At 68.5% G+C, this 12,307-nt stretch carries 12 protein-coding genes; 5 read left to right on the top strand and 7 right to left on the bottom strand.

The features are described 5' to 3' along the window. Positions 1-186: 186 nt before the first annotated feature. The 4 genes from OO71_RS13060 (at position 187) to OO71_RS13045 (ending at position 4,969) form a co-directional block, all read left to right on the top strand. On the top strand, positions 187-714 hold the full coding sequence (locus OO71_RS13060) for a MarR family winged helix-turn-helix transcriptional regulator (RefSeq protein WP_033290014.1): 528 nt from the start codon (positions 187-189) through the stop codon (positions 712-714). Then, on the top strand, positions 711-3,305 hold the full coding sequence (locus OO71_RS13055) for an MFS transporter (RefSeq protein ID WP_033290013.1): 2,595 nt from the start codon (positions 711-713) through the stop codon (positions 3,303-3,305). Before OO71_RS13060 ends, OO71_RS13055 begins: the two co-directional genes overlap by 4 nt. Continuing rightward, positions 3,302-4,126: a YceI family protein gene (locus OO71_RS13050; protein ID WP_033290012.1), complete on the top strand. Its 825-nt coding sequence runs from the start codon at positions 3,302-3,304 to the stop codon at positions 4,124-4,126. Before OO71_RS13055 ends, OO71_RS13050 begins: the two co-directional genes overlap by 4 nt. A 165-nt stretch (positions 4,127-4,291) precedes the next feature. After that, positions 4,292-4,969, top strand: a complete 678-nt coding sequence (locus OO71_RS13045) for a DedA family protein (RefSeq protein ID WP_033290011.1) — start codon at positions 4,292-4,294, stop codon at positions 4,967-4,969. Here OO71_RS13045 and OO71_RS13040 read toward each other — a convergent pair. The 7 genes from OO71_RS13040 to OO71_RS13010 form a co-directional block, all read right to left on the bottom strand. Then, on the bottom strand, positions 4,966-5,376 hold the full coding sequence (locus tag OO71_RS13040) for a VOC family protein (protein WP_033290010.1): 411 nt from the start codon (positions 5,374-5,376) through the stop codon (positions 4,966-4,968). The two genes, OO71_RS13045 and OO71_RS13040, sit on opposite strands and share 4 nt — an antisense overlap. A gap of 133 nt (positions 5,377-5,509) precedes the next feature. Beyond that, entirely contained in the window at positions 5,510-6,256 is a 747-nt protein-coding gene (locus OO71_RS13035; protein WP_033290009.1) for an SDR family oxidoreductase, read from the bottom strand. Then, positions 6,253-6,888 (bottom strand): nucleoside/nucleotide kinase family protein, encoded by a 636-nt coding sequence (locus OO71_RS13030; protein WP_033290008.1) that lies wholly within the window; start codon positions 6,886-6,888, stop codon positions 6,253-6,255. The genes OO71_RS13035 and OO71_RS13030 overlap by 4 nt, the downstream gene beginning before the upstream one ends. Next, positions 6,885-7,751 carry a PfkB family carbohydrate kinase gene (locus OO71_RS13025; RefSeq protein ID WP_033290007.1) on the bottom strand — a complete coding sequence of 289 codons (867 nt, stop codon included), beginning with the start codon at positions 7,749-7,751 and terminating at the stop codon, positions 6,885-6,887. Before OO71_RS13025 ends, OO71_RS13030 begins: the two co-directional genes overlap by 4 nt. Position 7,752: 1 nt before the next feature. Then, on the bottom strand, positions 7,753-8,571 hold the full coding sequence (locus OO71_RS13020; protein WP_033290006.1) for an ATP-binding cassette domain-containing protein: 819 nt from the start codon (positions 8,569-8,571) through the stop codon (positions 7,753-7,755). Continuing rightward, complete coding sequence (locus OO71_RS13015) at positions 8,568-9,557, bottom strand: ABC transporter permease (protein ID WP_033290005.1); 990 nt, start codon at positions 9,555-9,557, stop codon at positions 8,568-8,570. The genes OO71_RS13020 and OO71_RS13015 overlap by 4 nt, the downstream gene beginning before the upstream one ends. Continuing rightward, on the bottom strand, positions 9,554-10,573 hold the full coding sequence (locus tag OO71_RS13010) for a substrate-binding domain-containing protein (protein WP_033290004.1): 1,020 nt from the start codon (positions 10,571-10,573) through the stop codon (positions 9,554-9,556). Before OO71_RS13010 ends, OO71_RS13015 begins: the two co-directional genes overlap by 4 nt. Positions 10,574-10,715: 142 nt before the next feature. Here OO71_RS13010 and OO71_RS13005 point away from each other — a divergent pair, with 142 nt between their 5' ends. Beyond that, positions 10,716-11,735 carry a LacI family DNA-binding transcriptional regulator gene (locus OO71_RS13005; RefSeq protein WP_033290003.1) on the top strand — a complete coding sequence of 340 codons (1,020 nt, stop codon included), beginning with the start codon at positions 10,716-10,718 and terminating at the stop codon, positions 11,733-11,735. The last annotated feature ends 572 nt before the right edge of the window (positions 11,736-12,307 follow it).

The raw sequence follows: 12,307 nt of genomic DNA, 5'->3' as shown, positions 1-12,307 counted from the left end.
TGAAATCTGCTTGCATGCGGCAACTAAAGTGTGATGTGACACAACCTCGGGTCGCGCGCTTGCGGAATCGGCTGGACGGGCACACTCTTGCCTAAGGCAACTAGTTGCACTCGCCAAACAACGATCCACCGCGAGAGCAACACCCGACGCACCACCCCGACGCACCACCACACGAAAGACCCGTACATGGCACCGAACAGCTCCACCGTCAGGCCACAGGCCGAACTCGACCTGGCCGACCGGCTCAGTTACGAGCTGGTCCGGTTCATGCGCTTGCTCACCAAGGTGAAGGCCCAGGTCGCCAAGCAGGGTCCGGACGGCATCGAGAGGGCCGCGTACGCGATCCTCTTCTGCCTCGTCCACGAAGGTCCGCAACGCACCAGCAAACTCGCCGAATTCCTGCACTCCGAGATCTCCACGATCAGCAGGCAGTCGAGCTCACTGGTGCAGCACGGGCTGGTCGAACGACAGGCCGACCCCGAAGACGGCCGCGCCTGCCTGCTCGCCCCGACCGCCGAGGGGCTCCGGGTCTTCGACGAGAACCGCAAGCAGCGGGCCCGTTGGATGGCCGACGTGCTGAGCGACTGGAGTCCGGAGGACCGCGAAACGCTCAACCACCTCCTCGCGCGGCTCAACACAGGTATCGAAACGAACAATCCGTCACTGTCCGACACCGGAGGGGTGTCACAGGCCAAGGGGGCCTCGAACGCATGACGTCCACCGTTGAAAAACCACCTCAGCCCCAAGGGGGAGCGCCCGCCGCAAGCGACGGCGCCATGGGGCTGAGCCACCGCCAGATCGTCACGATCATCAGCGGCCTGATGTGCGGCATGTTCCTTGCCGCGCTCGACCAGACGATCGTGGGTACCTCGATCGTCCGGATCGCCAACGACCTGCACGGCTTCGAGCTGCAGGCGTGGGCGACCACGGCGTACCTGATCACGTCCACGATCGCGACGCCGATCTACGGCAAGCTGTCCGACATCTACGGGCGCAAGCCGTTCTACCTCGCCGCGATCGGCATTTTCGTCGCCGGTTCGCTGGCTTCCACGTTCTCGCAGTCGATGTACGAGCTCGCCGCGTTCCGTGCGGTGCAGGGGCTCGGCGCCGGCGGTCTGATGTCGCTGGCCATGACGATCATCGGCGACGTCGTCCCACCGCGCGAACGCGCCCGTTACCAGGGTTACTTCCTCGCCGTGTTCGGTCTCTCGACCGTGCTCGGCCCGGTGCTCGGCGGCTTCTTCGCCGACTTCGACTCGCTCGGCGGCATCGCAGGCTGGCGCTGGGTCTTCCTGATCAACGTGCCGATCGGCATCGTCGCGCTCTTCGTGGTCGCGAAGGTGCTGAACGTCCCGCACACGAGGCATGACCACAAGATCGACTGGTGGGGCGCGCTCACCATGGTGATCGCGGTGGTGCCGTTCCTGATCGTCGCCGAACAGGGCCAGAAGTGGGGCTGGGGCGACCCCAAGTCCATCATCTGTTACGCCATCGGCGGTCTCGGCGTCGTGCTGTTCATCGTCGTCGAGAAACTGATGAAGGACGCGGCGCTGATCCCGTTGCGGCTCTTCAAGAACTCCACCTTCACCGTCGCCATCGTCGGCGGCGTGATCGTGGGGGTCGCGATGTTCGGTGCGATCACCATGATCCCGCAGTACCTCCAGGTGGTGCAGGGTTATTCGCCGACGCAGTCGGGTCTGCTGATGCTGCCGCTGATGGTGGGCATCATGACCGCGTCGATCGTGTCCGGCCGGATCACCTCGAAGACCGGGCGCTACAAGGTCTTCCCGGTCGTCGGCACCCTGCTGATCGCCGTGGGCGCGTTCTTCTTCGCCCAGGTGGACTACAACTCGCCGCTGTGGCACCCGCTCGTCGCCGCGCTGCTGATCGGCCTCGGTCTCGGCCAGTGCATGCAGACGCTGATCATCGCGGTGCAGAACGCCGGCCCGCGCAAGGACATGGGTGTGTCCACCGCGTCGGCCACGTTCTTCCGGCAGATCGGTGGTACCGCGGGGGTTGCGGTGTTCCTGACGATTCTGTTCAACGTGCTGCCGGGCAACATCACCAAGGCGTTCGGCGGGAACCTCCCGCCGGGGGCCGGCGGCCAGCTCGGCAATCTCCAAAGCAACACCAGCATCATCCAGACGCTGCCGGAAGCGGTCCGCACACCGATCCTGGTCGGCTTCACCGAGTCGATCACCACGGTCTTCTACGTGGCAGGCGGGGTGGCTCTGCTGGCGACGCTCGTGCTGCTGTTCATGAAGGAGATCCCGCTGGCGGGGATGAACCCGGCGGCGGCCGCGGTCGAGGGCGGCGAGGCGTTGCTGGACGACGTCGAAGAAACGCCGGTCGCGGCGGAGAAGCCGGTCGTCGAGGAGCGCGAGCCGGTGCTCGTCGGAGCCGGAGGAAGGCACTCATTGAGCAACGGCCATGGTGACGCCCAGGCGGTCACCGACGCACTGCCCATGCCGATCACCAACTCGATGGCCGACGCCGGCCTGGGCGCGGCGAACGGAGCAGGTGGCCTGCCGGTCACCGGGCACGTGCGCAGGCAGGACGGCAGCCACGTGAGCGCAGCCGCGCTGACCCTGATCGACCAGCAGGGCCGTCAGGTCGCGCGGGCGACCGGCAACGGCGACGGCAGCTACTCGATCCCGACCCAGGGCCCGGGTACGTACGTGCTGATCGTGTCCGCGCCGGGGCACCAGCCGCAGGCCTCCAGCGTGGTGGTCGGCGGGCATCCGGCGAACCTGGACGTCACGCTCACCGGCTCGGGCGAGCTCACCGGCGTGGTGCGCTCGATCGGGACGGCGGCCCCGCTGGCGAACGCCACGGTCACGCTCACCGACTCGCGCGGTGAGGTCAACGGCGCGTTCATCACGGCCGAGGACGGCGTGTACACCTTCAACGGCGTCGGCGCCGGGCAGTACACGCTGGTCGCGAGCGGCCCGCACTACCGCCCGGTCGCGGTCACGCTCACGGTGCCGGACAGCGGCATCCTGCGGCACGACGTCGAGCTGGCCGGTGCGGTGCTGCTGCAGGGCGTCGCGCGGACCGAGGGGGACCGGATCGTGCCGGACGCGCGGATCACGGTGCTCGACGCGAACGGCAACGTCGCGGCGGTCGCGCGCACGGACAGTGAGGGCCGGTACGTGGTCAGTGACCTGCCGATCGGTTCCTACACGGTCGTGGCGAGCGGGTACCCGCCTGCCACCAGCCAGGTCACGCTCAGCGACGGCGAGGCACAGCACGACGTGCGGCTGAGCTACGACCAAGCGCTCGACGAGCTGGTCGACCGCTCATGAGCGGGGGCCTGCGCGCACTGCTGCGCTCGAACGGCGGCTGGCCGGTCGAGAACGCGGTGCTCACGGTCACCGATCTGAACGGACGCCAGGTCGCGCGGCAGGTCACGGACGGCAAGGGGGCAGTGGTCACCGACCCGCTGCCCCCCGGCGTCTACACCGCGGTGATCACCGCGCCCGGGTACACGCCGCTGGCTCGCACTGTGCAGATCGGTTCCGACGGCGCCGGGCTGCTCGGTGACATCGCGCTCGCGCCGGTCGACGGTGCGGTCGAGCTGCCGCCCGCCGGGCCGTGGACGATCGATCCGATGCACTCGTCGGTGGTCGCCACGGCGCGGCACATGGGGATCGCGAGCATCAAGGTGCGGTTCCCGGACCTGGCCGGGCGGATCGACGTCGCCCGGCCGGTGGAGCGGTCGAGCGTGCACGCCGAAATCAAGGCGGGCAGCATCGAAAGCGGCATCAAGATGCGCGACGACCACCTGCGCTCGGCCGAATTCCTCGACGTCGACGCGTATCCGCTGATCACGTTCGAAAGCACCGGCCTGTCCCAGCGCGGGACGGACACCTGGGCGCTCGCCGGAGTGCTCACGCTGCACGGTGAACGCCGGGACGTCGTGCTGGATCTGCGCTACACCGGGCACGGTCCGGACCCGTGGGGCGGCGTGCGTGCCGCGTTCCACGCCGAAACGCAATTGCACCGCAACGATTTCGCGATCAATTACAGCGCGATGGTGCGCGCGGGAGTCGCCGCGATCGGCACGACCGTCAAGGTGGAGCTGGACATCGAGGCCGTACAGGGCGAGTCTCTGCCACAGTTCTGACCCACCCGCGAACGGGCCGCCCGGGAACCTTTCCGGGCGGCCCGTTCGTTGATCAAGGGGAAAAGGGTGAACAACCCGTTTATGGCGGCAATACCCAAAGTCACCGAAGGCGGAGGATTCGATGGTTGCGTGCTGCGGCCGGTTCCGGCCACGTAGGCTCCTCGCGTGAACCTCCACAGCATCCAGCCTGCTCAGGCGTCGGGTCTCGGCCTGAGCTGGCTGGACACGGCCGGGCCGCTGCTCGTGTGGGTCATCGTGCTGTCGTTCGTGTTCATCGAATGCGCGCTGATCGTCGGGCTGTTCCTGCCGGGTGATTCGCTGTTGTTCGGCGCTGGTGTGGTGCTCGCCCAGCACGGGTCGGATCTCAACGCGTGGCTGCTGTCCGCGGCCGCATTGGTCATCGCGGTGGTCGGCAACCAGGTCGGCTACTACATCGGCCGCAGCACCGGCACGCGGCTCATCGCCCGCCGCGGCGGGCGCATCCTCAACCGGCACAACCTCGATCGCGCGCAGAACTTCCTCGACCGCAGAGGGTTCTTCGCCATCGTCGCGGCGCGCTGGATCCCGTGGATCCGCACGCTGGCGCCGCTCATCGCCGGTGCCGCGCGGATGGATTCGCGGCGCTTCCTGCTCGCCACCGCCACCGGCGGCCTGCTGTGGGTACCCACGCTGGTGCTGCTCGGGTACTACGGCGCCGGGCTGCTCGACGCGATTCCGTGGGTCAAGACCGCGGCGCTCTGGGTGAGCGTGGCGTTCTTCGTGGTGGGCACCGCATACGGGGTGCTGCGCTACCGCCAGGAAATGCGCCGTCCGGTCGACGAGACCGAAGACGCGAACGCCTAGGCCGGGTCCGACCAGATTTCCAGCTGGATCCCGTCCGGGTCACGGAACACGATCACCGACGAACCTTCGAACGTCTGCGATTCCGCGGCGGGCAGGTAGGACACGCCGTATTCCTGCAGGCGCTGTTCCCATTCGGCCACCTCGGCGCGCGACGACACCGAGAACGCCACATGGTCCAGACCAGTGCGGCGTTCGTCGAACGGCGGTCGTTCGGTGTCCGGATGCTGGACAAGCACCACCGAGAACCCGTCGCCCGCGGAGCGCAGCACCACCTTGCGGACCCCGGTTTCCGGATCCTCGCGACGGTGGCTCTCCTCGAGGTCGAGCACTCGGACGTACCACGGAACACTGCGGTCCACATCGGTCACGGTGAGCGCCAGATGGTGCACAGACGTGAGCTTGGGCATGACTTTTCCGGCCGTCCTTTCGAAACCCCGGACCCAGCCTGACACACCATGACAACGGCTACGGACGAGTACACCGACATCCGCCACCAATCGTGATCTGCCCGTCTCCGGGCGTCCCACAGTCCGGGATCGATCACCGCCCGCCGCCGACCTCCAGCACCGCGCCCACCGTGTAGGACGCCTCGGGGGACAACAGCCACAGCACGGCCTCGGCGATTTCCGGCGGCTGCCCTGGACGGCGCAGCGGGATGCCGGGAGCGAGCCGGGTCGTCCGGTCCGGCATGCCCGCAGCGGCGTGCAATCCCGTGTCGACCAGGCCGGGAGCGACGACGTTGACCCGGATTCCCTCGTCGGCGACCTCCTGCGCGAGCCCGAAGCTGAGCGTGTTCACCGCCGCTTTCGACGCCGCGTAGTGCACCCATTCCCCGGCCGACGCGGACCGCGCGGCCGTGGACGAGATGTTCACGATCGCCCCGCCGGACCCGCCGTACCGGGTCGACATCCGTCGTACGGCCTCGCGACAGCACAGGAAAACGCCGCCGACATTGACGTCCAGTACGCGCCGCACGGTGTCCGCGCTCTGCTCGTCGAGGCGGCCGGGAGTGTTGCCGGTGATGGCTGCGTTGTTGACCAAAGCGGCGAGCGGCCCGAGCTCGGCGGCCGCCGCAAAGAGGTCGCTTACCTGCTGTTCGTCGGACACGTCCGCGCGGACCGCAAGCGCTTGCGTGCCATGCTCCCGGACCCGCGCAGCGACCTCCTCAGCCGGTGCGGGATCGCCGGAGTAGTTGACCACCACGTCGTAACCGCGGGTGGCAGCAAGCTCGCAGACCGCAGCGCCGATCCCGCGGCTACCCCCGGTGACGACGAGAACTCCGGTCACAGCGCGAAGTTCTGCAGTGGCAGGTTCTCCAGCACCAGGTCGGCGCGGTCGCGGGTGCTTTCGATGAGGTCGGCGTTGCGCTGGTCGGAGCCGAGCGCGCGCTGCCGGGCCTCGACGAGTGACCGTCCGTAGCGGCGATGCCGGGAAACCAGCCGTTCGATGCGCTCCGGCTCGTCCGGCGCGAGGTACCAGGCCTCGGTGAGGTACTGCCGGACGCCGCTCCACGGATCGTCCGGCACCAGCAGGTAGTTGCCCTCGGTGATGACGAGCTGCACCTCCGGCGCCACCGGCACCGCACCGGCGATCGGTTCCTCGATCTCGCGGCGGAATTCCGGCGCGTACACCGTCTCGCGGCCCTCGGCGAGCCGCCGGATGAGGTGCACGTACCCGGCGGCGTCGAACGTGTCCGGCGCGCCCTTGCGGTCGGTGCGCCCGAGCCGCTGCAGCTCGACCTGTGCCAGGTGGAACCCGTCCATCCCGACGACCGCGGCGCGCGAGCCGAGCGCGTTGGCGATCGCCCAGGCCAGCGTGGTCTTGCCGGACGCGGGCGCGCCGATGATGCCGAGCACGTGCCGTTCCCGCGGTTTGGCCAGTCCTTCGGCACGGGCCAGGAGGTCCTCGAACGCCGTCATCGCACTCCTTCGTCTCTGCTCAGTTCTCCGACGCGCGCGGTCCACGAACGCGGACCGACGTGCCGGACCCGTTCCGCGGCCACCGCATTCGCGTATCCGATCCAGCCGGGAACCGATTTTTCCCGCGTCGCCACCGCATACGCCAGCGCGCCGTGCCACACGTCGCCGGCCCCCAGCGTGTCCCGCGCCTCGACGAGCGGTACGGGGACCTGACCGGAATCTTCCCCTACGCGCCAGCGCACCGGCTCCGGACCCGCCGTCGTGATCACCACCGGCACCCCGCGCTCGGCCAAATCCGGTGCGGGCGCCCGGAACCGCGCGGCGCATGCGGCCACGTCCACCAGCGGCAACAGCTTGTCCAGCACGGGTTTCCAGCTGCCTGCGTCGAGGATCACCGGCACTTCTCGCCGTCGTGCTTCCTTCGCGACGGCGAGTGCCAGCTCGGGATGGTGACCGTCCACGAGAACGGCGTCGATGCCGTCGAAAAGTGCCGCTACGTCAGGTAAATCCAACTTCACGGCCTCGGCGGCGTTGCGGGAGACGACCGTCCGTTCGCCGTCTTCATCCCGGACCACAACCGCGCTCACCGGCGGTGCTTGCGTGCGCTGCGGGGCGAGGTCGACCAGGTCGACGCCGCATTTTTCGAGGTCGGCGCGCGCGAGTGCGGCCAGCGGGTGCGTACCGAGCGCCGTCACGAGGGTCGCTCCGGCACCGAGCGCGGCGACCGTCACCGCAGCGTTCGTCGCCGGTCCACCGGCCGCGACGTCCACGCGCAGTGACTGCACTTTTTCGCTCGGTGCCGGGAAATCCGTGACCCGCTGTACGACGTCGACAGTGCACAAACCCGCCAGCAGCACGCGCACGTCAGGTCAACCCGGCGTGCGTGGTGGCCGCGACCTCGACGACGTCGCCGCTCTCGTCGAGCTTCAGCGCGCCGGTCAGGAGGCCGACGACCTGGTTCATGCTGTGCGTTTTCGGCGACACCACGGCGACCCGCTTGCCGAGCCGGTGTACGTGGATCCGGTCGGCGATTTCGAAGACGTGCGGCATGTTGTGACTGATCAGCACCACCGGCAGGCCCCGGTCGCGGATCCGGCCGATCAGCTCCAGCACCTTGGCGGATTCCGCAACGCCCAGCGCGGCCGTCGGCTCGTCCATGATCACCGCTTTGGTCCCGAACGCTGCCGCCCGCGCCACCGCGACACCCTGCCGCTGCCCGCCGGACAGCGTTTCGACCAGCTGGCCGATGGACTTGATGTTGATGCCGAGGTCGTCGAGAATCCGCTGTGCTTCGGCCCGCATGGTCGCGGTGTCGAGCTTGCGAAACCCGATGCCGAACGGTCCCTTCAGCCGCTTTTCCCTGCCCAGGAACATGTTCGACGCGATGTCGAGCGCCGGTGCCACGGCCAGATCCTGGTACACCGTCTCGATTCCGAAGTGCCGGGCGTCCAAAGGGGATTTGAAGTGGACAGTCGCACCGTCCACTTTGATCTCTCCGGCATCCGGAATCACCGCGCCGGACAACGCTTTGATGAGACTCGACTTGCCGGCGCCGTTGTCGCCGACGACGGCGAGCACCTCACCCGGGTACAGGTCGAAGTCGGCGCCGTCGATGGCGGTGACCCGGCCGTAGCGTTTCACCAGGCCGCGCGCGGAAAGGGTGGGCTGCTGCGAATTCGTCATGACTGCTGCTGCCTCCGTGCGATCCGGTCCACCACCACGGCGGCGATCAGCAGCGCGCCGGTGGCGAGGTCCTGGTAGTTGCCGTCGACGCCCATCTGCGTCAAACCCGAGCGCAGTACCGCGACGACCAGCGCGCCCATCAGCGTGCCGAGCACCGAACCGCGGCCGCCGAACAGGCTCGTGCCACCCAGAACCACCGCGGTGATCGAGTCGAGGTTGCCGAGCTGGAACTGGTTCGGGTCGGCGTTCGGGGTGCGGCCGAGCGCCTGCCACGCGGCAATGCCGAAACACAGCCCGGCGACGAGGTACACGGACAACACGGTGCGGTTGACCTTGATCCCGGACAGCCGCGCGGACTCCGGTGCGTTGCCGACGGCGTAAACATGCTTGCCCCACGCGGTTTTCGTGAGCGCGTACCAGACGACGAGGAACATGATCAACGCGAGCGTCATGCCGTACGTGATGGGGATGCCGCCGAAGAGGTACCGCTTCGTGCCGAGCCAGGTGAGCAGGCCGTCGGACACCGGAACCGCCTGTCCACCTGCGATCAGCTTCGCGACCGCGGTGAGGCCGGTGAACGTGCCGAGCGTGATGATGAAGGCGGGCAGCTTGATCCGCGTCGCGAGGGTGCCGATGAAGAGGCCGACCAGGATGGTCAGCGCGACTCCGGCCAGCAGCGCGACGAACCCGTTGGTACCCGCGGCCAGTTTCGCCATCACGAGCGTCGCCACGACCATCGACGACGCGTTGGACAGGTCGATCCCGGCGATCAGGATGATCAGCGTCTGGCCGAGGGCGAGCGTGCCGACCACCAGTGACTGCTGGACCACTGTGGACAGATTGTCGAGGTCGAAGAACGTGTCCGTGGCAAAGGAAAACACCAGGATCGCCACGACCAGCGCGAGCGCCGGACCGATCGCGGGCGCGCGCAGGAAGAACTCGCCGAGCGTTTCCCGTTCCCGGTTGTTGATCGTCGCGGTCGTCATTTCCCGCCTCCCCAGCAGTTCTGCAGACCCCAGGTGGTGTCCTTGCTCGGCACCCCCGGCATCGGCCGGTCGGTGATCGCGGTCGACCCGGTGTTCACGAACCCGCTGGGCTTCTTGCCGGTCTTCGCATATTCGACCGCGGCGAGCACGCCCTGTTCGGCCATCTTCCGCGGGAACTGCATGACGGTGACGGCGAACTGGCCCGCCTTCACGTTCTGCACGCCCTCGCAGCCGCCGTCGATCGACCCGACGGTGAGCTGCCCGGTGAGCCCGCGGGCCTTCAGCGCGGCGTAGGCACCGCGGCCCATCGGCTCGTTCATCGTGTAGATCGCGTTGAGGTCGGTGGTGCGCTGCAACAGGTTTTCCATGCCTTGCTGGGCAAGGCTCTGGTCGCCGTTGGCGCTGGTGTGCCCCTTGATCTGGGGCGCGCCGTCGGTGAGCCCGATGCCCTTGAGGAACCCGCCGTGCCGCTGGGTGTCGACCGAGCTTCCGGCAGTGCCGTCGACCATCAGGAGCTTGGGATCGGCGCCCTTGAGCGCGGCCTTGACGTACGCGCCCTGCTGCTCACCGGCGGCGAAGTTGTCGGTGGCGAAGGTGGCGTCGACCGCGTCCGGCGGATCGGTGGCGGTGTCGAGGGCGATGACCAGGATGCCGGCGTCACGTGCGTCTTTGATGGCCTTGAGCACGCCGGTCGACGAGCTCGGCGTGATCAGGATGGTGTTGACGCCCTGCTGCATCAGGTTCTCGATGGCGCGGACCTGGCCGTCGTTGTCGCCGTCGAACTGACCGGCGAGCGCGCTGAAGTCGGCCCCGTTGGCCTTGGCCGCAGCGGCCGCGGCGCCCCGCAGCTCGACGAAGTACGGGTTGGTGTCGGTCTTGGTGACCAGTCCGACCTTGGCCTTGCCGTCGCCACCGGTTTTCGAGCTGCCACCCCAGTGGCGCTCGACGGTGCACCCGGCGGTGGAAACCGCGACGGCGGCGACCAGCGCCAGCGCGGTGAGACTCCGCTGTCTCATTGGAGATGCCCCTCCCGAGGTTGCCGATGGACCGGAAGGTAGACAGACTCTCCAGGTTGGCGCAAGCGTTTGCGCAAACGCTTGCCGATACTGTTGAGGCTCTTGGTGCGCTTTCTGGTGAAGTTTCTGGTGAAGGACTGACATGCCGCGACCCCGTTCCACCCGCCCCACCCAGCGCGACATCGCCGAGATGGCGGGCGTGTCCATCACGACGGTGTCGCACGTCGTCAACGGCACGCGGGCGGTCGCCGAGGAGACGAAAGCCGCGGTCCTGCGCGCGATCGAGACCACCGGGTACACCGGCGACGCCATCGCCCGGTCGCTGGTCACCGGCGGTACGAGGTCGATCGGGATGGCGATTTCGCTGGTCGCGAACCCGTACTTCGCGGCGCTGATGCAGGCGATCGAGCGGGAAGCGTCGGCGAACGGGTACACGGTGCTGCTCGCGGACACGCACGACACGGTCGGTACCGAGCGAGACGTGGTACGCGCACTGCGGTCGCGCCGGGTCGACGGCCTGCTGATCACGCCCGCCCCCGGCGACGGCGCGGTACTGGGCGAACTCGTGTCTTTGGACGTCCCGATGGTGCTCATGGACCGGCTCACCACCCGGACGGACATCGACCAGGTAGGCGCGGAAAACATCCAGGCAACGTCCGCACTGACGGCCCATCTGGCGTCGCTGGGCCACCGCCGGATCGGCATGATCTCCGGCGCCCCGGGTCTTACGACGAGTGACGAACGTGTCCTGGGCTACCGCCTTGGCTTGGGCCGTTCGGGGCTGACGTGGTCCCCCGATCTGGTGGCCTGCGGTCACTCGTCCCGCGAGGGCGGCAGCCTGGCGTTGAGCACGTTGCTGGCCCTGCCGGACCCACCGTCGGCACTGGTGGTCGCCAACGACAGCATGATGGTGGGCGTCCTGCACGAAGCCCGCCGACGGGGGTTGCGCATCGGCCGAGACCTGCCGGTGGTGGTGTACGACGACGTCGAATGGGCGGATCTCGTGGACCCGCCGCTGACGACGATGGCGCAGCCAATCGAGGAAATCGGCCGCACGGCTGTCCGGTTGCTGCTGGGACGGCTTGCGGATCCGGGTCGAGCGGCGGAAACGGTGAGATTGCCGCCGACTTTGCGACACCGTGAATCCTGCGGTTGCGGGTGAGTTGGTCCGGGGTGGGGTTGGTCTGGTTTTCGGGCCGTGGCCGGGTGGGGTGTGGTCTGGTTTTCGGGCCGTGGCCGGGTTTCCTCGCCTGCCTTACCGAGCCTGCCTACCGAGCCCGACTTGCCAAGACTGCTTTGCCGAGCCTGACTTGCCGAGCCCGACTGGCTGCGCCCCGAGCGGCGCGGGCCACGCCGGGCCATGGCCAGAGGGTGTGATCACCCGGCCGGGAGTGGCAGCGATGTACGCAACCTGCAGGGGAGCCGCCACCTGACTTGCCTGCCGAGCCTGACTTGCCGAGCCTGCATTGCCGAGCCCGACTTGCCGAGCCCGACCTGCCTGCCGAGCCAAGCTTGTCGGTCCGAGCCTGCTTCGCCGAGCCTGCCGCGCCGATCAGGCGCCCCACCCAGCTCCTCCCGGACCCGCCACCGGATCAGGCCTTCCCGACTCGCGCCTCGTCCGCCGCCACCAGGCCCCCGCGGCACCACCCGGGTCGCCGCCTGCCCCGACCCACTTGCCCCGCCGCACCCACCAGAGCCCAGCCTTTCTTGGCCCCCCTTCGCCCCGCCGCCAAC

The organism is Amycolatopsis jejuensis (assembly GCF_000717335.1).
GTDB classification, from domain to species: domain Bacteria; phylum Actinomycetota; class Actinomycetes; order Mycobacteriales; family Pseudonocardiaceae; genus Amycolatopsis; species Amycolatopsis jejuensis.
This window is presented reverse-complemented; position numbering and strand designations above follow the sequence as displayed.

What these genes read in the sequence shown, in the direction of transcription:
- OO71_RS13060 (WP_033290014.1), top strand. Translation starts at nt 187, where the DNA reads ATGGCACCGAACAGCTCCACCGTCAGGCCACAGGCCGAACTCGACCTG.
- OO71_RS13055 (WP_033290013.1), top strand. Translation starts at nt 711, where the DNA reads ATGACGTCCACCGTTGAAAAACCACCTCAGCCCCAAGGGGGAGCGCCC.
- OO71_RS13050 (WP_033290012.1), top strand. Translation starts at nt 3,302, where the DNA reads ATGAGCGGGGGCCTGCGCGCACTGCTGCGCTCGAACGGCGGCTGGCCG.
- OO71_RS13040 (WP_033290010.1), bottom strand. Translation starts at nt 5,376, where the DNA reads ATGCCCAAGCTCACGTCTGTGCACCATCTGGCGCTCACCGTGACCGAT.
- OO71_RS13030 (WP_033290008.1), bottom strand. Translation starts at nt 6,888, where the DNA reads ATGACGGCGTTCGAGGACCTCCTGGCCCGTGCCGAAGGACTGGCCAAA.
- OO71_RS13020 (WP_033290006.1), bottom strand. Translation starts at nt 8,571, where the DNA reads ATGACGAATTCGCAGCAGCCCACCCTTTCCGCGCGCGGCCTGGTGAAA.
- OO71_RS13015 (WP_033290005.1), bottom strand. Translation starts at nt 9,557, where the DNA reads ATGACGACCGCGACGATCAACAACCGGGAACGGGAAACGCTCGGCGAG.
- OO71_RS13010 (WP_033290004.1), bottom strand. Translation starts at nt 10,573, where the DNA reads ATGAGACAGCGGAGTCTCACCGCGCTGGCGCTGGTCGCCGCCGTCGCG.
- OO71_RS13005 (WP_033290003.1), top strand. Translation starts at nt 10,716, where the DNA reads ATGCCGCGACCCCGTTCCACCCGCCCCACCCAGCGCGACATCGCCGAG.